The 22,926-nt window shown below is 61.6% G+C and carries 28 protein-coding genes and 1 other RNA gene; 14 read left to right on the forward strand and 15 right to left on the reverse strand.

Translation table 11 applies throughout. The features are described 5' to 3' along the window. Nucleotides 1–160: 160 nt before the first annotated feature. Entirely contained in the window at nt 161–328 is a 168-nt protein-coding gene (gene rpmG, locus RBB29_RS18690) for a 50S ribosomal protein L33 (protein ID WP_007814563.1), read from the reverse strand. 194 nt (nt 329–522) lie between these two features. On the opposite strand from rpmG, the gene RBB29_RS18695 reads away from it, so the two are divergent. After that, a complete protein-coding gene (locus RBB29_RS18695; protein WP_306115927.1) occupies nt 523–1,290 on the forward strand; it encodes a phosphate/phosphite/phosphonate ABC transporter substrate-binding protein in 768 nt (255 codons plus the stop codon). Between the two features lie 348 nt (nt 1,291–1,638). Here the strand turns inward: RBB29_RS18695 and rnpB are convergent. From rnpB to gatC, 5 genes are all read right to left on the reverse strand, one after another. After that, nucleotides 1,639–2,044, reverse strand: an RNA gene (gene rnpB / locus RBB29_RS18700) — RNase P RNA component class A. Between the two features lie 11 nt (nt 2,045–2,055). Beyond that, nucleotides 2,056–2,736, reverse strand: coding sequence for an N-acetylmuramoyl-L-alanine amidase (locus RBB29_RS18705; protein WP_371931523.1), 681 nt, complete (start codon nt 2,734–2,736; stop codon nt 2,056–2,058). A gap of 13 nt (nt 2,737–2,749) precedes the next feature. After that, nucleotides 2,750–3,463 carry a hypothetical protein gene (locus RBB29_RS18710; RefSeq protein ID WP_306115926.1) on the reverse strand — a complete coding sequence of 238 codons (714 nt, stop codon included), beginning with the start codon at nt 3,461–3,463 and terminating at the stop codon, nt 2,750–2,752. A 37-nt stretch (nt 3,464–3,500) separates the two neighbouring features. Further along, nucleotides 3,501–4,988 carry an Asp-tRNA(Asn)/Glu-tRNA(Gln) amidotransferase subunit GatA gene (gene gatA / locus RBB29_RS18715; RefSeq protein ID WP_306115925.1) on the reverse strand — a complete coding sequence of 496 codons (1,488 nt, stop codon included), beginning with the start codon at nt 4,986–4,988 and terminating at the stop codon, nt 3,501–3,503. Next, nucleotides 4,988–5,275 (reverse strand): Asp-tRNA(Asn)/Glu-tRNA(Gln) amidotransferase subunit GatC, encoded by a 288-nt coding sequence (gene gatC / locus RBB29_RS18720; RefSeq protein WP_306115924.1) that lies wholly within the window; start codon nt 5,273–5,275, stop codon nt 4,988–4,990. Before gatC ends, gatA begins: the two co-directional genes overlap by 1 nt. A 183-nt stretch (nt 5,276–5,458) precedes the next feature. Between gatC and RBB29_RS18725 the strand changes: the two genes are divergently transcribed. Then, nucleotides 5,459–6,142 (forward strand): VPLPA-CTERM sorting domain-containing protein, encoded by a 684-nt coding sequence (locus RBB29_RS18725; RefSeq protein WP_306115923.1) that lies wholly within the window; start codon nt 5,459–5,461, stop codon nt 6,140–6,142. Nucleotides 6,143–6,264: 122 nt separating this feature from the next. Further along, a complete protein-coding gene (locus tag RBB29_RS18730; protein ID WP_306115922.1) occupies nt 6,265–6,957 on the forward strand; it encodes a metal-dependent hydrolase in 693 nt (230 codons plus the stop codon). Nucleotides 6,958–6,960: 3 nt separating this feature from the next. On the opposite strand, the gene RBB29_RS18735 is transcribed toward RBB29_RS18730, so the two are convergent. Beyond that, entirely contained in the window at nt 6,961–7,719 is a 759-nt protein-coding gene (locus RBB29_RS18735; RefSeq protein WP_306115921.1) for a LuxR family transcriptional regulator, read from the reverse strand. A gap of 143 nt (nt 7,720–7,862) precedes the next feature. Continuing rightward, the gene (locus tag RBB29_RS18740) at nt 7,863–8,318 is read right to left on the reverse strand and encodes a nucleoside deaminase (protein WP_306115920.1); all 456 of its coding nucleotides are present in this window, start codon (nt 8,316–8,318) and stop codon (nt 7,863–7,865) included. Nucleotides 8,319–8,381: 63 nt separating this feature from the next. On the opposite strand from RBB29_RS18740, the gene RBB29_RS18745 reads away from it, so the two are divergent. The 5 genes from RBB29_RS18745 (at nt 8,382) to hemF (ending at nt 12,394) form a co-directional block, all read left to right on the forward strand. Next, complete coding sequence (locus tag RBB29_RS18745) at nt 8,382–9,173, forward strand: pseudouridine synthase (protein WP_306115919.1); 792 nt, start codon at nt 8,382–8,384, stop codon at nt 9,171–9,173. A 135-nt stretch (nt 9,174–9,308) separates the two neighbouring features. Further along, on the forward strand, nt 9,309–9,647 hold the full coding sequence (gene clpS / locus RBB29_RS18750; RefSeq protein WP_306115918.1) for an ATP-dependent Clp protease adapter ClpS: 339 nt from the start codon (nt 9,309–9,311) through the stop codon (nt 9,645–9,647). 1 nt (nt 9,648) lies between these two features. Continuing rightward, on the forward strand, nt 9,649–10,641 hold the full coding sequence (locus RBB29_RS18755) for a class I SAM-dependent methyltransferase (RefSeq protein ID WP_306115917.1): 993 nt from the start codon (nt 9,649–9,651) through the stop codon (nt 10,639–10,641). A 48-nt stretch (nt 10,642–10,689) separates the two neighbouring features. Then, nucleotides 10,690–11,490 carry an SDR family NAD(P)-dependent oxidoreductase gene (locus RBB29_RS18760; protein ID WP_306115916.1) on the forward strand — a complete coding sequence of 267 codons (801 nt, stop codon included), beginning with the start codon at nt 10,690–10,692 and terminating at the stop codon, nt 11,488–11,490. Between the two features lie 13 nt (nt 11,491–11,503). Continuing rightward, nucleotides 11,504–12,394 carry an oxygen-dependent coproporphyrinogen oxidase gene (hemF, locus tag RBB29_RS18765; protein ID WP_306115915.1) on the forward strand — a complete coding sequence of 297 codons (891 nt, stop codon included), beginning with the start codon at nt 11,504–11,506 and terminating at the stop codon, nt 12,392–12,394. Here the strand turns inward: hemF and nthA are convergent, their stop codons facing one another. The 7 genes from nthA to purB all read right to left on the reverse strand — a co-directional run bounded on the left by nthA (nt 12,395) and on the right by purB (nt 17,412). Then, nucleotides 12,395–13,033, reverse strand: coding sequence for a nitrile hydratase subunit alpha (gene nthA, locus RBB29_RS18770; protein WP_306115914.1), 639 nt, complete (start codon nt 13,031–13,033; stop codon nt 12,395–12,397). It abuts the gene before it with no gap. A 6-nt stretch (nt 13,034–13,039) separates the two neighbouring features. Then, nucleotides 13,040–13,321, reverse strand: a complete 282-nt coding sequence (locus RBB29_RS18775) for an SH3-like domain-containing protein (RefSeq protein WP_306115913.1) — start codon at nt 13,319–13,321, stop codon at nt 13,040–13,042. Further along, nucleotides 13,296–13,637 (reverse strand): SH3-like domain-containing protein, encoded by a 342-nt coding sequence (locus RBB29_RS18780; RefSeq protein WP_306115912.1) that lies wholly within the window; start codon nt 13,635–13,637, stop codon nt 13,296–13,298. The genes RBB29_RS18775 and RBB29_RS18780 overlap by 26 nt, the downstream gene beginning before the upstream one ends. Before the next feature lie 385 nt (nt 13,638–14,022). Beyond that, entirely contained in the window at nt 14,023–15,102 is a 1,080-nt protein-coding gene (locus RBB29_RS18785; protein ID WP_306115911.1) for a flagellar motor switch protein FliG, read from the reverse strand. A gap of 129 nt (nt 15,103–15,231) precedes the next feature. Beyond that, nucleotides 15,232–15,396, reverse strand: a complete 165-nt coding sequence (locus tag RBB29_RS18790) for a hypothetical protein (protein ID WP_306115910.1) — start codon at nt 15,394–15,396, stop codon at nt 15,232–15,234. Nucleotides 15,397–15,472: 76 nt separating this feature from the next. Beyond that, the gene (locus RBB29_RS18795; RefSeq protein WP_306115909.1) at nt 15,473–16,006 is read right to left on the reverse strand and encodes a tetratricopeptide repeat protein; all 534 of its coding nucleotides are present in this window, start codon (nt 16,004–16,006) and stop codon (nt 15,473–15,475) included. A gap of 98 nt (nt 16,007–16,104) precedes the next feature. Continuing rightward, on the reverse strand, nt 16,105–17,412 hold the full coding sequence (gene purB, locus RBB29_RS18800) for an adenylosuccinate lyase (RefSeq protein WP_306115908.1): 1,308 nt from the start codon (nt 17,410–17,412) through the stop codon (nt 16,105–16,107). Nucleotides 17,413–17,525: 113 nt separating this feature from the next. On the opposite strand from purB, the gene RBB29_RS18805 reads away from it, so the two are divergent. The 6 genes from RBB29_RS18805 to RBB29_RS18830 all read left to right on the forward strand — a co-directional run bounded on the left by RBB29_RS18805 (nt 17,526) and on the right by RBB29_RS18830 (nt 22,905). Continuing rightward, nucleotides 17,526–17,939, forward strand: coding sequence for a DUF6314 family protein (locus RBB29_RS18805; RefSeq protein WP_306115907.1), 414 nt, complete (start codon nt 17,526–17,528; stop codon nt 17,937–17,939). Between the two features lie 105 nt (nt 17,940–18,044). Continuing rightward, nucleotides 18,045–18,863, forward strand: a complete 819-nt coding sequence (locus RBB29_RS18810; RefSeq protein WP_306115906.1) for a TerC family protein — start codon at nt 18,045–18,047, stop codon at nt 18,861–18,863. Nucleotides 18,864–19,441: 578 nt separating this feature from the next. Next, nucleotides 19,442–20,332, forward strand: coding sequence for a 5-bromo-4-chloroindolyl phosphate hydrolysis family protein (locus tag RBB29_RS18815; protein ID WP_306115905.1), 891 nt, complete (start codon nt 19,442–19,444; stop codon nt 20,330–20,332). 17 nt (nt 20,333–20,349) lie between these two features. Beyond that, nucleotides 20,350–21,549: a toxic anion resistance protein gene (locus RBB29_RS18820; RefSeq protein ID WP_306115904.1), complete on the forward strand. Its 1,200-nt coding sequence runs from the start codon at nt 20,350–20,352 to the stop codon at nt 21,547–21,549. 7 nt (nt 21,550–21,556) lie between these two features. Continuing rightward, complete coding sequence (locus tag RBB29_RS18825; protein ID WP_306121202.1) at nt 21,557–22,507, forward strand: DUF2927 domain-containing protein; 951 nt, start codon at nt 21,557–21,559, stop codon at nt 22,505–22,507. Beyond that, nucleotides 22,507–22,905, forward strand: a complete 399-nt coding sequence (locus RBB29_RS18830; RefSeq protein ID WP_306115903.1) for a DUF6338 family protein — start codon at nt 22,507–22,509, stop codon at nt 22,903–22,905. Before RBB29_RS18825 ends, RBB29_RS18830 begins: the two co-directional genes overlap by 1 nt. Nucleotides 22,906–22,926: the final 21 nt, after the last annotated feature.

Consider the following 22,926-nt stretch of genomic DNA (forward strand, 5'->3'; position numbering starts at 1 on the left):
TTACAAAACAATTTTGCAACCCGAGATAGCAAAGCGGCAACGCCCCGGTCGAAGACCCCGCGGCGCAGTCTTGGCGGCGCCCGACCTTATGTCCGGGGGCCGGAATCAAAAAACCGCGCTCGGAGGCGCGGCTTTTCGTAAAAGCAATAGGTGGGCGATCTTACTTGATCTTGCCTTCCTTGTATTCGACATGCTTGCGCACAACCGGGTCGTACTTACGGACGACCATTTTTTCGGTCATGGTGCGCGCGTTTTTCTTGGTCACGTAGAAGTGGCCAGTGCCTGCGGTCGAGTTCAGGCGGATCTTGATTGTGGTCGGCTTCGCCATGATAGTGCTCCTGCGTCGGGCACGACAAAACGGCCCGTGAAAATCTTGAACCCGCCTTTTACCCACCGCGGCCCCCGAGTCAACCAGCTTTCGGTGTTTGACCTGCGAAATGCTGTCCCCGAGATGTGGCCGTTTGCAATTGGTGGGCGGTTCGCGGCAAGTTGCGCAGCAGAGGCAGAGATGAGGTGCTTTTGATGATTGCCAGCCTGATGATGTATGCCCGCCCCGAACTTGCCGAAGCGCAAGGCCGCTATTGGCAGATGATCCGCCAGGAGTTGGCGCGTCGCGGTATCGACAGCCCGGAAACCTTGGCGCAGGAGGCCGAAGAGTTCAGCGTCTGGACCGCGCCCAACCTTGTGCTCAGCCAGACCTGCGGCATGCCCTTCCGCCTCTGGCTGCACGACAGGGTCAGGCTGATCGGCACGCCGGATTTCGGGTTGGATGACTGCCCGCCCGGTTTCTACCGCAGCGCCTTCGTCATCCGTGCCGATGATGCGCGCACACGGGTCGAGGATTTCGCGGGCGCGGTCTTTGCGTATAACCAGACCTTCTCGCAATCGGGGTTTGCTGCGCCCTATAACCACCTGAAACCACGCGGCTTCTGGTTTTCGAACCTTTGGCAGAGCCACGGTCACCTGATGTCGGCCCGGGCCGTGGCCGAGGGGACTGCAGATATCGCCGCGCTTGATGCAGTAAGTTGGCGGTTGATGCAGAAATACGAGCATTTCGCAGGCAATCTACGGGTTCTCGAATGGACCGATCCCACCCCCGGCCTGCCCTATATCGCCAACAAAAGCGCGGACAGGCAGGCGACATTCGAGGCGGTGACGGCGGCCATCGCCGCGCTCGACGACGCTGACCGTGCTGTTCTTGGCTTGCGCGGGCTGGTCGATATCCCGGCGGAGAATTATCTTGCCGTACCAAATCCGGATCTGGACTATGGCGCTGGCCCTGCTGGGTGAGGGTTTCGCCAGGAAGAGGTGAATTTGGGAAATTTCAATCCGGAGCGAGCATTCCGAATTTCACCACAGCGTGGAAACAAGGCGGAGCCGCCGCGCATCGCCGGGCCGCCCCTAAACTCCGAGCGGCGCGATGGCCAGACCGCGGGATGGCGCCCACCGGTCGTGGAGCGCGCTTTGTTCCTGCCAAGTCCGAATGACCCCAGAGCGGTGCGCAAGATATCCAAATCGTCAGCCCGTAAGGGCGGTCTGGCGATCGCGCAGCGGCCTTCGGCCATGATTCCGCACGGGGAATTCCAAGCCACCGCCCAAAGCCCTTCCGCGATCCAATGAGGGAACCTTGAACGGAAAAAGCGCGGAGGGCCTGTAAGCCGGATTCTGTCCAAGGGGTTGCCCCCTCTGGATGGCCATTCATCTTGATGCCCTGTTGCCAAAGCACCTCTAGCTGCCAACCCGGACCGCCGGGCCAAGGCGGCCTGCGGCGGTATCGGTTGCCCGACCATGCCCGCATGCGGTCCCTATTTGGCATTGCTCCCGGTGGGGCTTGCCGTGCCGCGCCTGTTGCCAGCCGCGCGGTGGGCTCTTACCCCACCGTTTCACCCTTACCCCCCTGACGGGGGCGGTCTGATTTCTGTGGCGCTTTCCCTCGGGTTGCCCCGGCCGGGCGTTACCCGGCACCGTTGCCTTGTGGAGTCCGGACTTTCCTCCCAGGGTGAACCACAAGTGGTTTGCCCGAGGCGGCCATCCGGCCCTCCGCGCCGCGCCGGTTTAGGCGGTAAAGGCCTTTCGGTCAACGGGATAGCGGCTGGCCAGATCATGCATCAACGCTCTGTCCTGCTCGTCCAACGGACCTTTAGCCCAGGGCCGGAACCGCAGCCGCACGGCTGCCAGTAGCTCGTCCACTGCGCCAACAGAAGGATACCCAAAGGCGCGGGCATCGGTTGCGAAATCCCCCGCGCAAGCGCCACTCTCAGGCCAGACGGCCAGGCCCTGCAGCGCCAGGCGCTGCCAATCGAACCGCGGGCCGGGGTCGGATTTTCGACCGATTGCCATGTCGGAATGGCCGATCACCCGCTCCGGCACAATGGACCAGCGCATCATGATCTGAGCCATCAGACGCTCCAACGCCGCCATCTGCGGCTCAGAGAACGGATGATCACCACGGTTTGCCAATTCGATCCCGATCGAGCGGGAATTCACATCGCTCACATCCCCCCATTGGCCCGCGCCCGCGTGCCACGCGCGCTGTTCTTCGGGGACGAGTTGCCAGATATGGCCATTCTCCGCGATCAGGTAATGCGAGGAGACCTCCGCTTCAGGATCGCAAAGACGATCACGCGCGGCCTCTGCGGTTGCCATGGCCGTGTAGTGCAGGACAATCATGTCCGGGCGGGCACCATCGCGCCGCGCGCCGCAATTGGGTGAGGGATATTGTTCGATGTCGGGCAAATCCTGCCCCCGATCAGCCGCCGACAGCCTTGCGGAACGGGCCGGGATCCCAGCTACAGGCGAACCCGTCGCCATCGGGATCAAGGCCCAACCGGTCACGCTGCGGTCCACCCTTGGCCAGAAACGCGCTTTGTGCCTTGTCGGGTGAGGCGTATTTGGCGCAGTTGCGCGCGGCCTTGCCTTCGAGGTTGACGCCGATCCGGCGATAGACCTGCGTCCCCAGGGGGTGTTTGGTGGCCAGCGCATAGTCAACGATGTTTGGGCCTTCGCCGCCGGTGCGTTTCGGCAGGGCCTCGGCCTCGATCACCTTGTACTGCGCCCGGTTCTGCGCGATTTTCGCGGCGTCGCTTTCGATCGACCGCTGCGCGCCCACCGCGTCAAAATTGTTCTCCTGCGAGATGCCTGTGCTGGCAACGGCCTCGGGTTGCGGCGTTGCGGTATTCACCTGCGCGGTGCCGCCGGTCGTGCCACCACCAAGGGCCGCTTGCGTCTGCGCTGCCAGATCCGACCCGTCATCCGAGGCCACAACCTGACCCGGTCCAAGCGTCTCCTCCGAGACGGCGGTGGCAGGCGGCAGCGCGCTGCCCTGCAATTGCGCATCCCGGGCGCGCTGCTGTCGCTGATACTCTTCGTAGTTGCCAAAGCCCACACCCTGCCCGCTATCTGGAACCGGGGGGCTACAGGCGGCCAATGCCACACCTGCGACGGTAATCATCAAAAAACGCATCTGCTTATCCTGCCGCTCTCTTGTTTTGGCGGATTTTTTACCACCATTTTTCAGGTTTGGCTACAAAACCGGCGGCCCCCTCAAGGGCATAAGCACAATTCAGCAGATCGCCCTCTTCCCATGGACGGCCGATCAGTTGCAGCCCCAGGGGCAGCCCGCGCTTGTCGAGACCGGCCGGCACGCTGATCCCCGGCAGGCCCGCCAGGTTGACCGTGACTGTAAAGACGTCGTTGAGGTACATCTGCACCGGATCAGCATCCGCCATTTCGCCCAGGCCAAAGGCCGAGGACGGCGTGGCCGGGGTCAGGATCGCATCGACCCCCTCGGCAAAGACATCCTCGAAGTCTTTCTTGATGAGCGCACGAACCTTGCGGGCGCGGTTGTAATAGGCGTCGTAAAAGCCCGCAGAGAGCACGTAGGTGCCGATCATCACGCGGCGCTGCACCTCGGGACCGAAGCCTTCGGCGCGGGTTTTCTCGTACATCTCGGTGACGCCGTCGCCCTGGGCCAGCTTGGCGCGGTGGCCATAGCGCACCCCGTCATAGCGCGCGAGGTTCGAAGACGCCTCGGCTGGCGCGATCACGTAATAGGCGGGCAGCGCGTATTTGGTATGCGGCAACGAGATATCGCGGATCTCGGCGCCCGCGTCCCGCAGCATGTCGGTGCCATCGGCCCAGAGCTTCTCGATCTCTTCGGGCATGCCCTCCATGCGGTATTCGCGCGGGATGCCGATGACCTTGCCCTTGATGTCGCCGGTCAGCATCGCCTCGAAATCCGGCACCGGCAGCTCGGCAGAGGTCGAATCCTTCGGGTCATGCCCGCACATCGCCTCAAGCATGATCGCCGCATCGCGGACGGATTTCGTCATCGGACCGGCCTGATCCAGCGACGAGGCAAAGGCCACGATGCCCCAGCGTGAGCAACGGCCATAGGTGGGCTTGATGCCGGTGATGCCGACAAAGGCCGCGGGTTGACGGATCGACCCGCCGGTATCCGTACCCGTCGCCCCCAGGCAAAGGTCAGCCGCCACGGCGCTGGCAGAGCCGCCCGAAGACCCGCCGGGCGTCAGCGCGGCGTCTTCGTTGCCGCGACGCCAAGGGTTCACGGCATTGCCATAGGTGCTGGTCTCGTTCGACGAACCCATGGCAAACTCGTCCATGTTGAGCTTGCCCAGCATGACCGAGCCGGCATCAAAAAGGTTCTGCGACACGGTGGATTCGTATTCCGGCTTGAACCCGTTCAGGATCGCGCTGGCGGCCTGGCTCGGCACGCCCTTGGTACAAAAAAGATCCTTGATGCCCAAGGGGATACCGCACATCGACGGCGCATCCCCGGATTTGATCCGCGCATCCGCGGCCTTGGCCTGCTCCATCGCGAGGTCAGGCGTGTGATGGACAAAGGCACCCAAAGCGCCCGCGCCGTCGATCTGCTCGAGACAAGCGGTGGTCAGCTCGGCGCTGGTGATCTCGCCACCGCGCAGCTTGCCGCGCGCTTCAGCAATCGTCAGTTTGTTCAGTTCAGACATTATTCGACCACCTTCGGCACCGCAAAGAACCCTTCACGCGCATCGGGCGCGTTTGACAGGACCTTGCCCTGCTGATCCCCATCATTGACCACATCCACGCGCCGCTTGAGGCGCATCGGTGTGACACTGACCATCGGCTCGACACCTTCGACATCGACCTCGTTGAGCTGCTCAATGAACCCGAGGATATTGTTGAATTCCTGGGCCAGCGCCGGCAGCGCGTCTTCTTCGACGCGGATGCGGGCCAGCTTTGCCACCTTGGCGGCGGTATCTGTGTCGATCGTCATGAATGTCTCCGTCGCAGGATTTAGCCGGGTTTAGCCTCAGCCGCGCCGACCTGCAAGCGTGGCTTGCAACGCGATGCACCCCGCCCTGAACCCTGTGAATTTGAAACTGAAATCAATCCGTGATAAACCCTAGGGCGACTTTGATATCACATTGCTCAACCAATTGTTTAGCGAGGCACTCTGATGAATTTGAAAAAGACTTTCTGCGCACTGGCGTTTGCGTTGGCAACATCCGGTGCGGCACAAGCGGCAACGCTGATCAATGGCACGACAACCGGACTTTACAACAGCGGCATCGGTCAGTCCCTCGATGGCACCAACCCGTTTGGCGGCAACTTCATGTTCCCCACCGAGAATTCGTCTGGCGGCGATCCGGTCCTCGACATCCCGGCGGCAAACGAACCCGATTTGTCCGCGGCATCGGGATCGCTCGGCAATTGGCTGACCAACCCGGCGGTACCGGGTGGTTCATGGTCGGCTGGTCCCGTTGGCATCCCAGCGACCTGGGCGGTCAACAGCGAGACCGCGATCATCTACCAGATCGACGGCGGCGCGAATGGCTTCAACAATGTGATGGCAAGTTTCGGGGTTGATAACGGCATCTTTGTCTGGCTCAACGGCACCTTCCTTGGCGGTCACCTGCGCCCCGGCGGGGCAACGGCCGGTGAGTTTACCGTCAGCATCGGCAATCTCGGCTCCGGCATCAGCTTCCTGCAGGTCCTGCGTGAGGATCACGGAGGTGGCACCGGCTACGCGGTCGAAGTGACCGGCGATGTCGCCGCAGTTATCCCCCTGCCCGCTTCCGCTTGGCTCTTGCTGGCCGGGCTCGGCGGGATGGCAATGACCCGGCGCAAGCCACGAAGCTGATCTGCACATCCAAATTGGCGAGCGGCCCGCGGCAGATGCTTGCGGGCCTTTTTGCATCCGCCTCTTTTCGCGGGCGGCAGACGTGCTAGGCTGCCATCAGAATTGACCGGGAGGAGGGCATCATGAAAATCATCTGGCTGGGGCATGCGTCTTTCAGGATCGAGATCGGCGGGCAGGTCCTGCTGGTGGATCCATGGCTGAACGGCAACCCGATGCTGCCCGAAGAGAACCATTCCGCGGCGACAAAGGGCGTCACGCATATCCTGCTCACCCATGCGCATTTCGACCATGTGGCGGATGTGCTGAACGTGGCCAAGGAACAGGGTGTGCCCGTGGTCGGCCAATATGACCTGATGTCCCATTGGGAAGAGAGCCAGAAGATCGAAACCGTGGGCTTCAACAAGGGCGGCACGGTCGATCTGATTGGTGTCAAGGTGACGATGGTGCATGCCACCCATTCATCAAGCGTCGCAGGTCCGTCCGGCCCAGAGGTGCCGGGGACCGAATGTGGCTACATGATCGCCGCCGAAGGGCACACGATCTATGTCTCCGGCGACACCGACGTGATGGCCGATATGAAAGTGTTCAACGACCTGCACGCGCCCGATATCGGCATCCTTTGTGCGGGTGGTCATTTCACCATGGACATGCGTCGCGCCGCCTATGCGGCCAAGGAGTTTTTCGATTTCAAGACGCTGATCCCGTGCCATTACAAGACCTTCCCGATCCTTGAACAATCGGCCGAGGCGCTCGTCGCCGCCCTGCCCAATGTGAATGTGATCGAACCAGAGGTGATGCAGGCAATCGAAATCTGAGCTTCAGGGCTTCAGATCGGGCCGCGTCGCCAGAAGCGCCGCCGCTTCCGCGCGATTGCGCAGGCCGAGCTTGCCATAGGCCTTCTTGGCGTATTCCGACACGGTATTGACCGAGATCGTGCACATCCGCGCGCATTCCTTGCGTGAAAAGCCCTGCGCAATCAGGAATAGCACTTCGCGTTCGCGCGGGGTCAGGTCGTCCAAAAGGCCCGCCTGCCCGGCAGGGGCGACCATCAATTCCCGGAACCCGGGCACGGCCTCTGGCGGCGGGCGGCTGAGTTCCTCGATCCTGCGATGCGCAACGAGGCAGAGCAACCGCAGGCTGTCGATCTTCTCCACCACCATCTTGCGGAAATCCACCTGGCTCAGCCGCGAGCCGAGGTTGAAGCCGCCGAAACGCTCCGATCCGGTCAGGCGAACCGGGAAAGCAATGCCGGAGCGAAAGCCATGCTCGCTGGCGCGCAATATGAAATCCTTCGCCGCCGCGGGCAGGTAATCGTGATCCGGCAGAAACTCGGCGCCGGTCAGGGTCGGCTCATAACTGTCACAACACCAGTGCAGGAACGGGTCTTCGCCCGGCGGACTGTCGATAAAGAGCTCCGGCATCGTCGTGAGGAGTTTCGGCGCGTTGAAATCCACATCCACGGTGACATAGATCAGATGCTCGAACCGGTGCGGCAGGAGCCCTTCAATCAACGCTGCCCAAATCTCTTCAATACTGCATTTTTCTTCGATGACCCGGGCAAGTTCAAGTAACTGCATTCCATCCCCCTAAAGAGGGGGATAGCTGAAAATTTGCTGCAATGCTAGGTTGTTAACCGCCGTCCGGCCCGAAATGCGTGGCTTCAATGTGTTCCGTGAGTGGTGCGCATCATTTCAGCATGATCTTATTCCAAACCCCGTCTTCAGGTCGGGCGGCGCCTTTTGAAGAAGCTCTTCAGCAACGCCTCCGAGGCCTGGGCGGAGATATTGTCGTAGATCTCCGGCACATGGTGGCATTGGTCGTGGGAAAAGACCCGCGCACCATGGGCCACGCCGCCGGATTTGGGGTCCGCCGCACCGTAAAACACCCGTGCAATGCGCGCAGCCGAGATCGCCGTGGCGCACATCGCGCAGGGCTCCAGCGTCACATAGAGGTCATAGCCCGGCAACCGTTCGCTTTGCGCCGCCGCGCAGGCCGCACGGATCACCAAAATCTCCGCATGGGCGGTTGGATCGCTCAGCTCTCTCGTGCGATTGCCCGCGCGCGCCACAACCTGCCCTTGCGGGTCGACAAGGACCGCCCCCACGGGCACTTCGTCTCGCTCTGCGGCGGCCTGCGCCTCCGCCAGGGCCGCGGCCATATGGCTTTTGAACGTCATGTTCCCGTCTTTGCCCGCTCCATTCGGCTTTCGCAAGCGCGGGTTTTGCTCTAATCCGGGGCGATGAGCACCAAAACCCCAGAAGGCGACCGCATCGCCAAGGTCATCGCCCGCGCCGGCATCGCCAGCCGCCGTGAGGCCGAGCGGATGATCGAAGCGGGCCGCGTGACCGTGAACGGCAAGACCATCGACCGCGCGGCGCTGAACGTGACCGCAAAGGACAGGATCACCGTCGATGGCCGTGCGCTTGGCGATCCCGATCCGCCGCGCCTCTGGCTTTATCACAAGCCGACCGGCCTGGTGACCACGACCCGCGATGAGCAGGGGCGCACGACGATTTTCGATGAGTTGCCCGAAGATCTGCCGCGGGTGATGAGCGTGGGGCGGCTTGACCTCAATTCTGAAGGTCTGCTGCTTCTGACCAATGACGGGGGGATCAAGCGCAAGCTGGAACTGCCGTCCACCGGCTGGCTGCGCAAGTACCGGGTGCGCGTGAAGGGCCGGCCCGCCGATGACACGTTCGAGCCTCTGCGCAAGGGGCTTGAGATCGACGGTGAGCGGTTTCAGCCGATGACCGTGACACTGGACCGCCAGCAAGGCGCCAACGCCTGGGCCACGGTGTCAATCCGCGAAGGCAAGAACCGCGAGATCCGCCGCGCGATGGAAGCCGTGGGCCTGAGCGTGAACCGGCTCATCCGCGTCTCTTATGGTCCGTTTCAGCTGGGGCAGTTGAAACCCGGCGAGGTGCAGGAAATCCGCCCCCGCATCCTGCGCGACCAATTGGGTCTCGAACAGGAAAACCCAAAAAAACCCGGGAAAGGCCGCCCCAAAGCCGTCCGCCGCCGCCGGACCTGACCCCGCAGATTTAGGAAAATATCAACTCTTTTCCCTCAAACCGCCCGGTTACGCGCCCGCGCCCCCTTTTCACCCGCCCCGGTGAGGTTATATAGACGCTCACGCGAGACCTGTTTCAAAGCGCCTTTGAAAGACATGATTCAACATCTCATCACGATGGCCAACAAGAACGACGACGACCAGGATAGTGCCGTCGTTGTCGAAACGCGCCCCAAGACCAAGCGGCCACCGCTTTATAAGGTTTTGCTTTTGAACGACGATTACACCCCGATGGAATTTGTCGTGGCGGTGCTTGAGCGGTTTTTTGGCATGTCCCATGCGCAGGCCTTCGATATCATGTTGACCGTGCACCAGAAGGGCCTCGCGGTTGTGGGCGTCTTCAGCCACGAGATTGCCGAGACCAAGGTGGCCCAGGTCATGGATTTCGCGCGGCAGCACCAACACCCGCTGCAATGCACGATGGAAAAAGAATAGCTTGTCCGCCGCGCGCCTATCGCTGGCTCTGGAAACCGGTGAGATCACGCTGCCGGACACCGGACGTATCGCCGTGTTTGGACCCCGTGGCGGGGTGCATGACCTGAGCGGCCTGCCCCTCGACCGGCTGCATGTCCTGACCGGCTTCAAACCCGATGTCGATTACTTTTCCGCGCGCGGCCTGACCTGCGCCACCCTGCCCGAGGGCCGCTACTCCGCCTCGGTCGTCTTTCTGCCACGGGCAAAACGCTTGGCGCGGGGCCTGATTGCGCGCACGATGGATGTCACCGACGGCCCGGTCATCGTGGATGGGGCCAAGACCGATGGCGTCGAATCAATCCTGAAGGACTGCCGCAAACGCACCGAGGTGTCGCCGCCCTTGTCCAAGGCGCATGGCAAACTCTTCTCCCTGACGCCGCCGGGCGAGTTTGACGACTGGGCGATTGGCGCGCCGCAACAGATCGACGGCGGTTTTGTGACACAGCCCGGTGTTTTTTCCGCCGATGCGATTGATCCCGGTTCGCGTTTGTTGGCCGATACCCTGCCTGCCAAACTCGGCGCCCATGTTGCCGATCTGGGAGGCGGTTGGGGGTATCTGAGCACCCGCATCCTGGAGCGTGAAGCGGTCGCACATCTTGATCTGGTCGAGGCCGACCATGCGGCGCTTGAATGCGCCCGGCAAAACGTCAGCGATCCACGCCTGCGCCTGCACTGGGATGATGCCACCCGCTGGCGGCCCGACGAATTGCTGGACTGTGTTGTGACCAATCCGCCCTTTCACACCGATCGGAGCGCCGACCCTGGTCTGGGACAGGCATTTATCGCCGCCGCGGCCGCCATGCTGAAACCCTCGGGGCAGCTCTGGCTGGTCGCGAATCGGCACCTCCCCTATGAGCCCAACGTGTCCCGGCTCTTTGCGACCGTAACCGAGGCCGCGGGCGATAATCGGTTCAAAATCCTTCACGCCCAGCGGCCATCTCGCAAGGCGCGTTGAATTGGCATAGCCTGCCCTTGGCAGAATCATTCCCGAAAGGTCTCGCCCATGTCATTTTCGATCTCCGGCAAAACCGCGATTGTCACCGGTGGCGCAAATGGCATCGGCCTCGCGATTGGCCGCCACTTCGCCAATCAGGGCGCCAACGTCATGTTCGCGGACATGGATGAAAAGCAGCTCAAAAAAGAGATCGAGAAAAACGAAGATGGCAGCAATATCAGGTACTTCGCCGGTGACTTGCGCGAAAAACTGACCCAGGCCAACCTTCTTTCCGCGACCATCGACGCCTTTGATCAGGTCGATATCCTGGTGAATGCCTCGCGCCAGATCGTGACCTCCGACCCGCTCAATCCCGACGATGATGCGGTGGTAATGCTGCTTAATCAGAACCTGATTACCGCCCTGCGCCTGTCGCAGCTCGTCGCTCGCCGGATGATCAAACAGGCCGAAGATCAGGAAGAGGGCTCTGCCGGTACGATCATCAACCTGTCGTCGATTGCCGCGCGCCGTACCCATCCGGATCTGCTGGCCTATTCGGTGTCTTCTGCCGCGCTCGACCAGATGACCCGCAGCCTTGCCGTTGCCATGGCGCCGCACCGCATTCGCGTGAACGCACTGGCCTTCGGGTCGGTGATGAGCGCATCGCTCAAGGACACGCTGCGCGAGCAAAAGGACTTTCGCGACGACATCGAGGATCGCACGCCGCTTGGCCGCATCGCCTCCCCTGCGGAATTGGCCGAGGCCGCGCAATACCTGGCCTGCGACGCATCGGGTTTCATGACCGGGCAGATCATGACCGTCGATGGCGGCCGCACCCTGCTTGATCCCGTGGCCGCCCCCGCCCATTGATTGGACCCCAGACATGACCGAAGATTTCGCCACGGAGAAACAACAGGCTGCCGCATGGTTTCGCACCCTGCGCGATCAGATCGTCGAGGCGTTCGAAGGTCTGGAACAAAGTCACATTAGCGGCCCCTTGTCCGATCGCGCCCCCGGCATGTTCGACGTCACCACCACCAAGCGCAGCGCCGATGACGGCGGTGATGCGGGAGGCGGGTTGATGAGTGTGATGCGGGGTGGACGTGTCTTTGAGAAAGTCGGCGTAAATGTTTCCGAGGTCTACGGCACCCTGGGTGATGCGGCGCAGAAATCCATGGCGGCCCGCGGGGTGCCGGGCATTGCCGACGATCCGCGTTTCTGGGCGTCGGGCATCTCGCTCGTTGCGCATATGCAGAACCCGCACGCCCCCGCCGTGCATATGAACACGCGCATGTTCTGGACGCCTCATGCCTGGTGGTTCGGCGGCGGCTCGGACCTCAACCCGTGTATCGAATATGCCGAGGACACCGATCATTTCCATGCCGCGCAAAAGGCGCATCTCGATCCGCATGGGTCCGAGCATTATCCGCGCCTCAAAGCATGGGCCGACGAATATTTCTACATCCCGCACCGAAACCGCGGGCGGGGTGTGGGCGGGATATTCATGGATGACCACAATAGCGGTGACTGGCAGGCCGATTTCGCCCTGACGCAGGATATCGGCCGCGCCTTCCTGCCCGCTTTCGTGCCACTGGTCGAAAAGCGCCGGTCGCAGGAATGGAGCGATGCCGACAAGGACGCGCAACTGGTCCATCGCGGTCTCTATGCGGAATATAATCTCGTCTATGACCGGGGTACGAAATTCGGCCTCGCCACCGGCCATGATGCCAATGCCGTGTTGATGAGCCTTCCGCCCCTGGCAAAATGGGTGTGATTACTGGGGGTTACGCGGCAGCCCCGTCCCAATCATTGAATCGCGCGTGACCAGCTCCGCCAAGGCCGCCTCATCCAAAACGTCGGTCCCCTCGGGCCGCGCGGGCAGCACGATGTAGCGCATATCCGCCGTGCTGTCATGGACCCTGACCTGCACATCGTTCGGCAGATCGACCCCGAATTCGCGCAGAACGGCGCGCGGCTCCCGAACCGCACGGCTGCGGTATTCGCGGGTCTTGTACCAATCCGGCGGCAGGCCCAGCAGGTTGCGCGGGTAGCATGAACAAAGGGTGCAGACGATCAGGTTATGCACCGTCGCGGTATTCTCCACGGCGATCAGGTTGAGCGGTCCGATATCGAAGCCCATCTCTCGGCTGGCGGCACTGGCATCAGCCAGAAGACGCGCCTTGAAATCCGCATCCGTCCAGGCGCGGGCCACGACCGCGGCGCCATTTGCCGGGCTGCGCGCATCCATTGCATCAATCTGCGCATTGATCTCCGCAGGCGTCACCACGCCTTTCTCGATCAGCAACTCGCGCACGGCAATCTCCATCCGCTGCCAATAGGTCAGCGGCCCGTCATTATCAGCGCGGTACGGATGGCCCGACGGGCTCAGGTGATCGTGATGGTCATGCGGCATGAGCCTCTATACTTTCTCCAGCCAATGGTCATAGATCTCGGCGTCCACCGTGTCATTGGGCGCTTCTGCGCCCTCCCCCCAAAGCTCCGCCATGGTAAAGCGCACGCGGTAAAGCTGCTTTTTGTCGGCCGCATGGCCGTAGGCCAATTGCTCGGGATTGCCAAAAGCACCCAGGCTGCGTTCGATCACGCCGGTCTTGCCGCGCAGATAGGCTGGCGCACGGATATGGCCCGGCGGCATTGAGGCCCGGATGCGCACCCGCTCACCCATCGCCTTGCGCCTCGCCATAGCTGGCGCCGCGCGCGGCCACCTCGTCCATCTTGCCCGCCAGCTCTTCGAGCGTGTAGGCGCCCGCCTCGATCAGGTTCTGGTTTACCGAGGCGATCCAGCGTTCGTAATAGGTGTGTTTCTCGAAAGCATCTTCGCCCATGTCTTCCAAAGCGCGGCGCAAGCCGTCCACGGTAAATAGCCCCTTGCCACCGCAGAGCACCATGAGGGCATCCACACGTTTCTCCCAGAGGGCGAAATCATGCCCTTCCATGGGAATCTGACCAGCGGTCTGACCGCCCATATCATGCCAACGGCGTCCATCAATGTCACTCATGACACAAACCTATTGCGGCACCTGAAGGGTGTCCACTGGTTTGACCGGTTTAAGCCGCGCTTCCCGGAAAAGTGACCTCTTGCTGGCAGAAAGGTTCGCGGCCGATACTTGTACAAAAGATCAACGTCGCAACCGCGATCTGGCCGATCTATTGAACACGGAGAAGGCCATCCATGTACAACTCAGCAACTCAACCGACACTCTATCACATTGAAAGTAATAACTTTCAGAACGGCAAATTAACCCCGCTGTCCGCGCCCTCCCTTTGAACCAAGCGACACGGCCTTGTTTTGCAGCCGATCAAGGCCAATTGAACGTGAGAAATAACAATAGAGTTCAAGGCTCGATACCCCCGCAGGGATAACACCAAGCCCGAGCCGCACCCTCACTCTTCGTCGTCGGTATCGCTTTCCGGCAGGATCAGGGTCACCTCGCCGCTGGCCTCTAGGGTTCGGATGGCGTTGACGACGGCGGTCATGGCATCTTCGCCGTCCTTGGGCTTGACCTTGCCCAGCTCTTCCATTTCCTCGCGGATTGCATCGCCCATCCGCTTGGACATGTTTTCAAGCAGGAATTCACCCGCCGCGGCCATATCGCCTTCGCTCTCACTTGCCGAGGCAAGCGCCATCACCAATGTCGCCTGCTCCACCTCGCGGGTGATTTTCGGGACATCCGTGGGGCTCAGCCGCTGCGGAATGTTGGCGAAGGTAAAGATCGCCTTGCGCACGAGGGCCGCAAAATCCTGATCGGTTTCATCGAGCCCGACCAGCACATCGTCACGGGTTGCCGCCGGCGAGTAGTTCAGGATCTCACCCACACGTTCGACAGGTCCGCTGTCAAATGCCGTTTCCGGCACGTCATGCAATTGCGCGGCCAGTGCCAGCCCGATCCGGTCCACCGCATCCGGGGTCACCGCCCCGGTTTGCGAGACCGCATAGGTGATGCGCCGCGCCTTGTCCCCCGGGAGTTTGCCAAGCAACTCCGCCGCCTGCGCCACTTCCAGCTTGGAGAGGACCACGGCGGCCACCTCGATACTTTCCTTCTCGATGATCGGGATCAGGTTTGCGGTGCCCGCATTGCATATCTGCTGCCAGGGGTCGCCGAATTGCCGCACACCGGCCTCCTTGCGGAGCCGCGCGGCGGTCTGCGGGCTGATCTTGCCGTCTAGCGCCGTCAATGCCCCGGCGACACCACGCGGAAAGGTCAGCCCCATCGCCTCAAGCTCGCCGGCAAACTCGGCGACAACATCCGCTAGCGTCGAGCGGTCGACATAACGCATCGCGCCCATCTGCGTGGTCAACGTCGCCTGGAGCGGTTCCGGCAGGTCGGTCAGCGGCACCTCCGCCCCTTCGTTCAACAGGAAACGCACCACGATCGCGGCCTTTTGCCGTCGTGTCAGCCGGGCAGCGGTCGCCCCGCCCCCTTGCGGCGGCGACAGTCGGGCAAGCGGTGTCATATCGGTCATCTGGTCCCTCGTTCCTGAAACTGAGCCAAGAATAGGCCGCGAAGGGTGAAAATTTATCTAAGAACAAACAGAAAACAGCCGGTCCCGGCAACCGGCTGCTTGAAGCACAAATCTTTGGTTTTTTACAACCTAGCTGGTGGTTTGCGGCACGCAGCTTTGGCTTTGGGTGTCCCAGACAGACCCTTCCGCGCAGGACATGACTTGTTTGCTGTGTCCCTTGCCACAGCCGGTTCCGGCGATGGCGGTGGATCCGAAACTTATGACAACGGCGGCAATTGCGATTTTCAGTTTCATGTTTGGTCTCCTGTTGGGTCGATAGGGATCATACCACAAAAGATCGCAAACACCGATCACAATTGCCGGGACCGCCTCAATAGGAGTAGGTCGTGCCCGTCGCGATCGCCTCATGGAGCGATGCTTCAGCCCAGCTTCCCTGCCCGCCCGCATCAACAATCGCCTTGTATTGCTGGCGCGCACCAACAAGATCACCCTGCTCAACCAGCGCCTGCCCCATGTAGGATCGCGCCAGGATGTTGGCGGGGTTTTTGGCGATGGCCTCGCGGTAGAACGTCATGCCCTTGGCGACATCGCCCATCTTGCGATGGGTAAATCCCCAATAGGTCAGGACGCGGTCATCGGTCTGATCCGACATCGCCGCCAGCGCCATCTGCGCATGGCCATATTGGCCGGCATAGGCAAATTCCCGTACCGCGCCATAGAGCGTCTCATCGTCCAGCAGGTCATTGCTGGCCTGAACGCAGGATTTCGTTTTCTTGTCCCAAACCTTGCCACTGGTGCAGGATTGGGTGGTCTCCGACGGTTTGGGGGCAGAAGAACCTCCTCCGCCGGCGGCAAAGGCCAGCGCAGGTGTGAAAAGAGCTAAAACAACAACTTTGCGAAACATGGTGTCTCCTAACTGGTTATCATGTCGATGTGACATGCTTTGAGAACACTCTAGAACGGAAATTATTCGCAAAAAGATCTGTGCGTGTAAATTAATCGTTATCCGTCACCGAAAACCCGCGCGAAAATCGTGTCGACATGCTTGGTGTGGTAGCCCATGTCGAATTTCTCTTCGATCACATCGGCACCCAGCGCGGCGACCACATCCGCGTCGGCCAGCAGTTCGGCCTTGAAGTCGGTCCGTTCTTCCCAGACCTTCAGCGCATTGCGCTGCACCATGGCGTAAGCGTCCTCGCGGCTCACCCCCGCCTGCGTCAGCGCCAGTAGGACCCGCTGAGACATCACAAGCCCCGGGAATTTATTCATGTTATCCAGCATGTTGTCCGGGAAGATCAGCATCTTGTCGACAACCCCGGTCAGCCGCGCCAGCGCAAAATCCAGCGTGATCGTCGCATCCGGCCCGATCATACGCTCGACCGAGGAATGCGAGATATCGCGTTCGTGCCAAAGCGCCACGTTCTCCATCGCCGGGACCACCGCCGAGCGCACCATCCGCGCCAGACCGGTGAGGTTTTCGGTCAGCACCGGGTTCTTCTTGTGCGGCATCGCCGACGAGCCTTTTTGGCCCATCGAGAAGAACTCGGCCCCTTCCAGCACTTCGGTGCGCTGCATATGGCGGATCTCGATCGCGATGTTCTCGATGCTGCTGGCGATGACGCCGAGGGTCGCAAAAAACGCTGCGTGGCGATCGCGGGGAATGACCTGCGTGCTGATCGGTTCCGGCACCAGGCCCAGCTTGTCGCAGACATGTTCCTCAACGCCCGGATCGATATTGGCGAAGGTCCCCACGGCACCGGAAATCGCCCCGGTGGCGATCTCGGCGCGGGCATCGCGCATGCGGCTCAGGTTGCGGTCCATCTCGGCATAGAAGCGGGCAAAGGTCAGGCCCATCGTGGTGGGCTCCGCGTGAATGCCATGGGACCGGCCAACCCGGAGGGTGTCCTTGTGCTCCATCGCACGGCGTTTCAAGGCGGCCAGCAACCCTTCGAGATCGGCAATCAGGATATCCGCCGCGCGGGTCAGCTGCACGTTGAAACAGGTGTCGAGCACATCGGAACTGGTCATACCCTGATGCACGAAACGCGCCTCTTCGGAGCCCACATGTTCGGCCAAGTGGGTCAGGAAGGCGATCACGTCATGCTTGGTCACCGCCTCGATCTCGTCGATCCGCGCCACGTCGAACTCGACATCCTTGGCTTTCCACACGGCTTCGGCATTTTCCCGCGGGATCACACCCAGATCGGCCATGGCATCGCACGCATGGGCCTCGATCTCGTACCAGATGCGGAACTTGGTCTCGGGGCTCCAGATGGCGACCATGTCAGGGCGGGAATAGCGGGGAATCATATGGCGGTCCTTGCGCAATGCTTATAGGGTTTGCGCGCGGTTTAGACCGACCGCGCCAGCGCGGCAAGGCAGGAGCAGGCACATAGGACAGTTTATCCCACCTCTGGGCGCCCATGCCTGACGGGCCGGCACGAAAACTGGCGGATTTCGAAGGGCAATATGAGCTCGTCCGGCAGATCGCCCATGCGACCGCGGCACCAGCCTCATTCGCCGGGACCGCGGAATGGTCGCGCGATGGCGACGGCCTGCAATATGTCGAAAGCGGCGTGCTGACGATCGAGGGACACCCCCCCATGGCGTCCGAGCGGCGCTACTTCTGGGCGCCCGACCTAAGAGTCTATTTCGATGACGGGCGGTTTTTTCACCAGGTACCCGCGACGGGCGGCGAGACCACCCATTGGTGCGACCCGGATCATTACGCCGCCACCTATCATTTCGACGATTGGCCGCGTTTCCGGGTGGTCTGGCGCGTCAAGGGCCCCGCCAAGGATTACACCATGCGTTCCGAATACCGCCCCAGGGGCTGAGCCCGCGGCCCGGTTGGAACCAAGCAGGCACCGTTTCGTTTTGTTTTCACGCATGACCGCGTTATAGCACCCGAAAAAGTTCAAACCGTGCGAGGGACAGAATCAATGGCCGACCTTCTGACAATCGAAAACCTGGGCAACCTGCTGATGCTTTGCTTCCTGCAGGCCGTCCTTGGTTTCGACAACCTGCTTTACATCTCCATCGAAAGCCAACGCGCGCCCGTGGCCCAGCAACAGGCCGTGCGCCGTTGGGGCATCATCATCGCCGTGGCGCTCAGGGTGGTGCTGCTTTTCACGATGATCCAGTTGATTGATGCGATGGCCGAGCCGTTCTTTGTCTTCGACAATCCCGGTGTGATCGAAGGCGGCGTCAATTTCGCCACCTGCGTCTTCATCATCGGCGGTATCTTCATCATGTACACCGCGGTCAAGGAAATCAGCCACATGCTGACGATCGAACACCTGGACACGGATGTGGAACAGAAATCAGGTAAATCGGCGACGCAGGTCATCATCCTGATCGTGATGATGAACCTGATCTTTTCGTTCGACTCGGTCCTGTCGGCGCTGGCGATCACCGATGTGTTCCCGATCCTCGCAACCGCAATCATCCTGTCGGGGATTGCGATGCTGCTGCTGGCCGATGGCGTCACGCGCTTTCTCGAGAAAAACCGCATGTACGAGGTGCTGGGCCTCTTCATCCTGCTGATCGTCGGCGTCGTGCTTCTCGGCGAAGCCGGACAGGCAGCGGCCCATGCGATGCATGACGACAGCCTGGCGCTCAAGTTCTTCGGCTACGAAGTGGTGCCGATGTCCAAAACGACCTTCTACTTCTCGGTCATCGTGCTGGTCGCCGTCGAGGTCATCCAGTCGGGCTATACCCGCAAACTCAACGCCGAACGCCGGACCGCGTCACGACACTGAGCGGCACCCGCCTGACCCCTCCCGGATGGCGCCCGACGAGCCGTCCGGGAGGCAGAGCGATCCAGTCTCGGCGGACAGCGGGAGTGTGGACGAAGCTGCCGTCCGACTTTCACCTCCCGTGCGGAATCAAGGCCGCAGGCCGCCGCGCGATCGCCAGACCGCCCGCAAGGGCTGGCGATTTGGTGAGGTTACGCCACGAATTGAGGTTCTTCGGACTTGGCAACGATAAAGCGCGCCTCACAACGGTTGATCGCCATCCCGCGGTCTGGCAATCCCGCGGCTTTGGACTATGGATGGAGATGTCCGTTCCATGCTCCAAGCGGAATATCAATGCGAAATCGTGGCTCTATGCTGGTCAACCCACGCGACCACCGACAACGCTCCGGGCCGCATTGGTGATGAGCCGCGCACGGGAATCTTCCCCCTAGTAAGCGCAACACGCATCCCCTAGATTTGGCACAAGTAAAGGACACCCGGGGATTTCTGAGGATTTTGATGACCGAAACAGGCCTGCAAAAACTCGCCTTCTTTCTGCTCGTGCTATTGATCCTCGGGGTTTCGATCTGGGGGGGCGTCTGATGGCGCAACGCTATGGCGGCAAATACAGCCCCGATGGCGGCCCACCCGGCACGCCGTCGCGTGGCAGCTATCAGGGCGCGCGGCGCACCCGGGCGGGCGGACGTGTCAACCTGCTCTTTCTGGCGCCGCTGCCGCTGATCTGGTCGGCCTTTGGCTCGGGTCCCGTGGGCCTTGCGCTGAACCTGGCAGCCCTTGGTCTCTTGCTGCTCGCCGCCTGGATGACGCGCGAGGGTATCCTGGCCCAGGAGGCATTTGAGGCCCGCAAAGTGGCGCGCAGACCGGCATTTCCGCGCAAGATGGCCGGATCGCTCCTCACAGGACTGGGCCTCGCTTGCGCGTCCTTTGCCGCCAGCGGCGAGATTCTGGCACCCGTGATCTATGGCGTCATCGGCACGGTTCTCCATGGCTTTGCGTTCGGGCTCGACCCGATGAAGGACAAAGGTCTTGAGGGCGTCGATCAGTTCCAGACCGACCGTGTCGCCCGCGCCGTGGAAAAGGCCGAAACCCACCTTGCGGCCATGTCCGACGCGATCAAACGCGCCGGTGACCGGCAGGCCGAAGCCCGCGTCGAGCGGTTCCAAGCCTCCGTTCGCGACATGCTCCGCACCGTTGAAAACGACCCGCGCGACCTCACCGCGGCGCGCAAATACATGGGCATCTACCTGGTGGGCGCCCGCGACGCGACCGCCAAGTTCGCCGACATTTACGCCCGGTCACGCGATGCCGGCGCGCGGTCGAGCTACATGATGCTGCTGACCGATCTGGAAGAGAATTTCGTGGCCAAGACGCAAAAACTGCTGGCCGATGACAACACCGACCTGGACATCGAAATCGACGTGCTGCGCGACCGGCTGCAGCGCGAAGGTATCCGGCCAGACCAACAGAATTAGCAAGTAGAGGGGAAGTTATGACCGACAATACGCGCCAGAAGGCCGAAGCGACGCTGGCCGAGGTTGAGCAGGTAAGCGCCGTGATCCTGCCGGAACCGACCGACGCAAACGCCATCGTGCCGCTCAAGGAAGCCGACAAACCCACGAGTGCCGAGATCGAAAAACGCATGGCCGAGATTGACATGGGCGACACCCAATCCATCGTCTCCTTCGGCTCGCACGCGCAGGCGGAATTGCAGGAAATCTCGCAATCCATGCTGCAGGGCGTGCGCAACAAGGATGTCGGACCCGCGGGGGACAGCCTGCGCGGCATCGTCACCACGATCCGGGGCTTTTCGGTCTCGGAACTTGATGTGCGCCGTAAGCGCAGCTGGTGGGAACGCCTTCTGGGACGCGCCGCGCCTTTCGCCAATTTCACCGCGCGGTTCGAACAGGTTCAGGGCCAGATCGACAAGATCACCGAAGACCTGCTGGGCCATGAACACACGCTGCTGAAGGACATCAAATCGCTCGATATCCTCTATGACAAGACTCTGAACTTCTATGACGAACTGGCGCTCTACATTGCCGCCGGGGAAGAGAAGCTGAGCGTTCTCGATGCCAAGGACATTCCCGCCGCCGAGGCCGAGGTCGAAAAGGCCGCCGAGGGCGATCAGGTGATGAAGGCGCAGGAATTGCGCGACCTGCGCGCGGCGCGCGACGATCTGGAACGCCGGGTACATGACCTGAAACTGACCCGGCAGGTGACGATGCAATCGCTGCCGTCGATCCGGTTGGTGCAGGAAAACGACAAGTCGCTGGTGACCAAGATCAACTCGACCCTGGTCAACACCGTGCCGCTCTGGGAGACGCAACTGGCGCAGGCGGTTACGATCCAACGCTCGGCAGATGCCGCAGCGGCAGTGCGGGACGCCAATGACCTGACCAACGAGCTTCTGACCGCGAACGCCAAGAACCTGCGCGAGTCGAACAAGATCATCCGCGAAGAGATGGAGCGCGGCGTCTTTGACATCGAAGCGGTCAAGCAGGCCAATGCCGACCTCATCGGCACGATCGAGGAAAGCCTCCAGATTGCCGATGAAGGCAAGGCCCGCCGGGCCGCCGCCGAAGAGGAGCTCAAGAAGATGGAGGCCGAGCTGCGTGATACGCTGGCGGCCGCGAAATCCCGCCGCGACGGGGTTGGCGATACCGCCGGCACCGCCGTTCCGCAGGCCTGACCACCCGGTGCGGTGGCGCGGGATCGTAACACGGGCGGCCTCAGGGCTGGGGCTTCTGGCCCTGGCCGCGTGTGACCTTGCGCCAATTGAACCTGCCGCCAAGCCACGGGTGCGCCCCTCGGGCCTCGCCGCGGCTGCGGTCCCCGCGGGGCCGTCTGCCAAGAGCCTTGCAATGGCGCGGTTCTATAGCCGGATGCAGGCCGATCTGTTGGCGCAGGGCCTGCTGCGCACCGGCGGTGGCGGGGTAGACACGCCCTATACCGACACCGACCTCTCCCGCAATTTCGAGCGTATCGCCTTTTACGACGAATATGCCCGTGACCAGGGGCTGAAGAAATCCGATGGCCGGTCCGGGCGATTGCGCAAGTGGAAGGTGCCGGTGCGGATCGGGGTCGAATTTGGCGCCTCGGTCCCGAAGGAGCAGCGCGTGGCGGATCGGGCGATTGTCACGGGTTACACCGCGCGGCTCGCGCGAATAACCGGGCACCCGATCTCTGCCAATGCGCGCAACCCCAATTTCCACGTCTTGATCATGGGCGAGGATGACCATGATGACGCGCGCAGGCGGGCGGCGCAGATCATTCCCGGGATCAGCCAGGCCTCGCTTGATTTCTTCAGCAATCTGCCGCGGTCGATCCTCTGCTTCGTCATTACCGCCGGGTCGGAAAAAGACTACGAATACACCCGCGCGGTGGCCTTTATCCGGGCCGAGCATCCGCAATTGATGCGCCAATCCTGCGTCCATGAAGAGCTGGCGCAGGGGCTGGGCCTTGCCAATGACAGCCCAACCGCACGACCGTCGATCTTCAACGACGATGACGAGTTCGCGTTCCTGACGACCCATGACGAGGAATTGCTGCGCGTTCTTTACAACCCGGCGCTGGTCCCGGGCATGACTGCTGACGAGGCGCGCCCGATATTCCGCCGCCTCTTCGCCCGCGAAGACGGGCCAAGCTGATGCCTAATCTGTTCACGCCAGAAACCTTCGAATTCTTCGCCAGATATCTTTTGGCCGGTTTCATACTCATTTCTGTGCGTTCTCGCTTCGTCGTCGGCGAGCGCCCAAAGCCAACAGAAATCATCTTTGAAGCCATTGTCCTTAGCCTCATTAATCAACTTTTCTTTATTCTCGCTGGCCCTTCCCTTACGAGTTTAGCATCCTTGGTAGATTGGACCTTAAGCGAGCAGATCCTCCTGTTGGCCGAAGTGCTGTTTTTGCCGGCAATCCTAGGTGTCCTTGCAGGCTGGAACTTGTCGCAGGGCTGGAACCATGCGCTGTTGCGGCGCCTCTCGATGCCAATTGACCTGAGCCCCAAGTTTCCTCCACCTTGCGGAGAGTCCTTGGTTTGGGTTTGATCGCCTTACGCGGCCAGTTTG

It is taken from the genome of Roseovarius sp. MMSF_3359 (assembly GCF_030733385.1).
Taxonomy (GTDB): Bacteria; Pseudomonadota; Alphaproteobacteria; order Rhodobacterales; family Rhodobacteraceae; genus Roseovarius.

Coding starts and splice junctions, on each gene's coding strand:
- rpmG (WP_007814563.1), bottom strand. CDS start 328: ATGGCGAAGCCGACCACAATCAAGATCCGCCTGAACTCGACCGCAGGC.
- RBB29_RS18695 (WP_306115927.1), top strand. CDS start 523: ATGATTGCCAGCCTGATGATGTATGCCCGCCCCGAACTTGCCGAAGCG.
- RBB29_RS18710 (WP_306115926.1), bottom strand. CDS start 3,463: ATGCGTTTTTTGATGATTACCGTCGCAGGTGTGGCATTGGCCGCCTGT.
- gatA (WP_306115925.1), bottom strand. CDS start 4,988: ATGTCTGAACTGAACAAACTGACGATTGCTGAAGCGCGCGGCAAGCTG.
- gatC (WP_306115924.1), bottom strand. CDS start 5,275: ATGACGATCGACACAGATACCGCCGCCAAGGTGGCAAAGCTGGCCCGC.
- RBB29_RS18725 (WP_306115923.1), top strand. CDS start 5,459: ATGAATTTGAAAAAGACTTTCTGCGCACTGGCGTTTGCGTTGGCAACA.
- RBB29_RS18730 (WP_306115922.1), top strand. CDS start 6,265: ATGAAAATCATCTGGCTGGGGCATGCGTCTTTCAGGATCGAGATCGGC.
- RBB29_RS18735 (WP_306115921.1), bottom strand. CDS start 7,719: ATGCAGTTACTTGAACTTGCCCGGGTCATCGAAGAAAAATGCAGTATT.
- RBB29_RS18740 (WP_306115920.1), bottom strand. CDS start 8,318: ATGACGTTCAAAAGCCATATGGCCGCGGCCCTGGCGGAGGCGCAGGCC.
- RBB29_RS18745 (WP_306115919.1), top strand. CDS start 8,382: ATGAGCACCAAAACCCCAGAAGGCGACCGCATCGCCAAGGTCATCGCC.
- clpS (WP_306115918.1), top strand. CDS start 9,309: ATGATTCAACATCTCATCACGATGGCCAACAAGAACGACGACGACCAG.
- RBB29_RS18760 (WP_306115916.1), top strand. CDS start 10,690: ATGTCATTTTCGATCTCCGGCAAAACCGCGATTGTCACCGGTGGCGCA.
- hemF (WP_306115915.1), top strand. CDS start 11,504: ATGACCGAAGATTTCGCCACGGAGAAACAACAGGCTGCCGCATGGTTT.
- nthA (WP_306115914.1), bottom strand. CDS start 13,033: ATGCCGCATGACCATCACGATCACCTGAGCCCGTCGGGCCATCCGTAC.
- RBB29_RS18775 (WP_306115913.1), bottom strand. CDS start 13,321: ATGGCGAGGCGCAAGGCGATGGGTGAGCGGGTGCGCATCCGGGCCTCA.
- RBB29_RS18780 (WP_306115912.1), bottom strand. CDS start 13,637: ATGAGTGACATTGATGGACGCCGTTGGCATGATATGGGCGGTCAGACC.
- RBB29_RS18785 (WP_306115911.1), bottom strand. CDS start 15,102: ATGACCGATATGACACCGCTTGCCCGACTGTCGCCGCCGCAAGGGGGC.
- RBB29_RS18790 (WP_306115910.1), bottom strand. CDS start 15,396: ATGAAACTGAAAATCGCAATTGCCGCCGTTGTCATAAGTTTCGGATCC.
- RBB29_RS18795 (WP_306115909.1), bottom strand. CDS start 16,006: ATGTTTCGCAAAGTTGTTGTTTTAGCTCTTTTCACACCTGCGCTGGCC.
- purB (WP_306115908.1), bottom strand. CDS start 17,412: ATGATTCCCCGCTATTCCCGCCCTGACATGGTCGCCATCTGGAGCCCC.
- RBB29_RS18805 (WP_306115907.1), top strand. CDS start 17,526: ATGCCTGACGGGCCGGCACGAAAACTGGCGGATTTCGAAGGGCAATAT.
- RBB29_RS18810 (WP_306115906.1), top strand. CDS start 18,045: ATGGCCGACCTTCTGACAATCGAAAACCTGGGCAACCTGCTGATGCTT.
- RBB29_RS18815 (WP_306115905.1), top strand. CDS start 19,442: ATGGCGCAACGCTATGGCGGCAAATACAGCCCCGATGGCGGCCCACCC.
- RBB29_RS18820 (WP_306115904.1), top strand. CDS start 20,350: ATGACCGACAATACGCGCCAGAAGGCCGAAGCGACGCTGGCCGAGGTT.
- RBB29_RS18830 (WP_306115903.1), top strand. CDS start 22,507: ATGCCTAATCTGTTCACGCCAGAAACCTTCGAATTCTTCGCCAGATAT.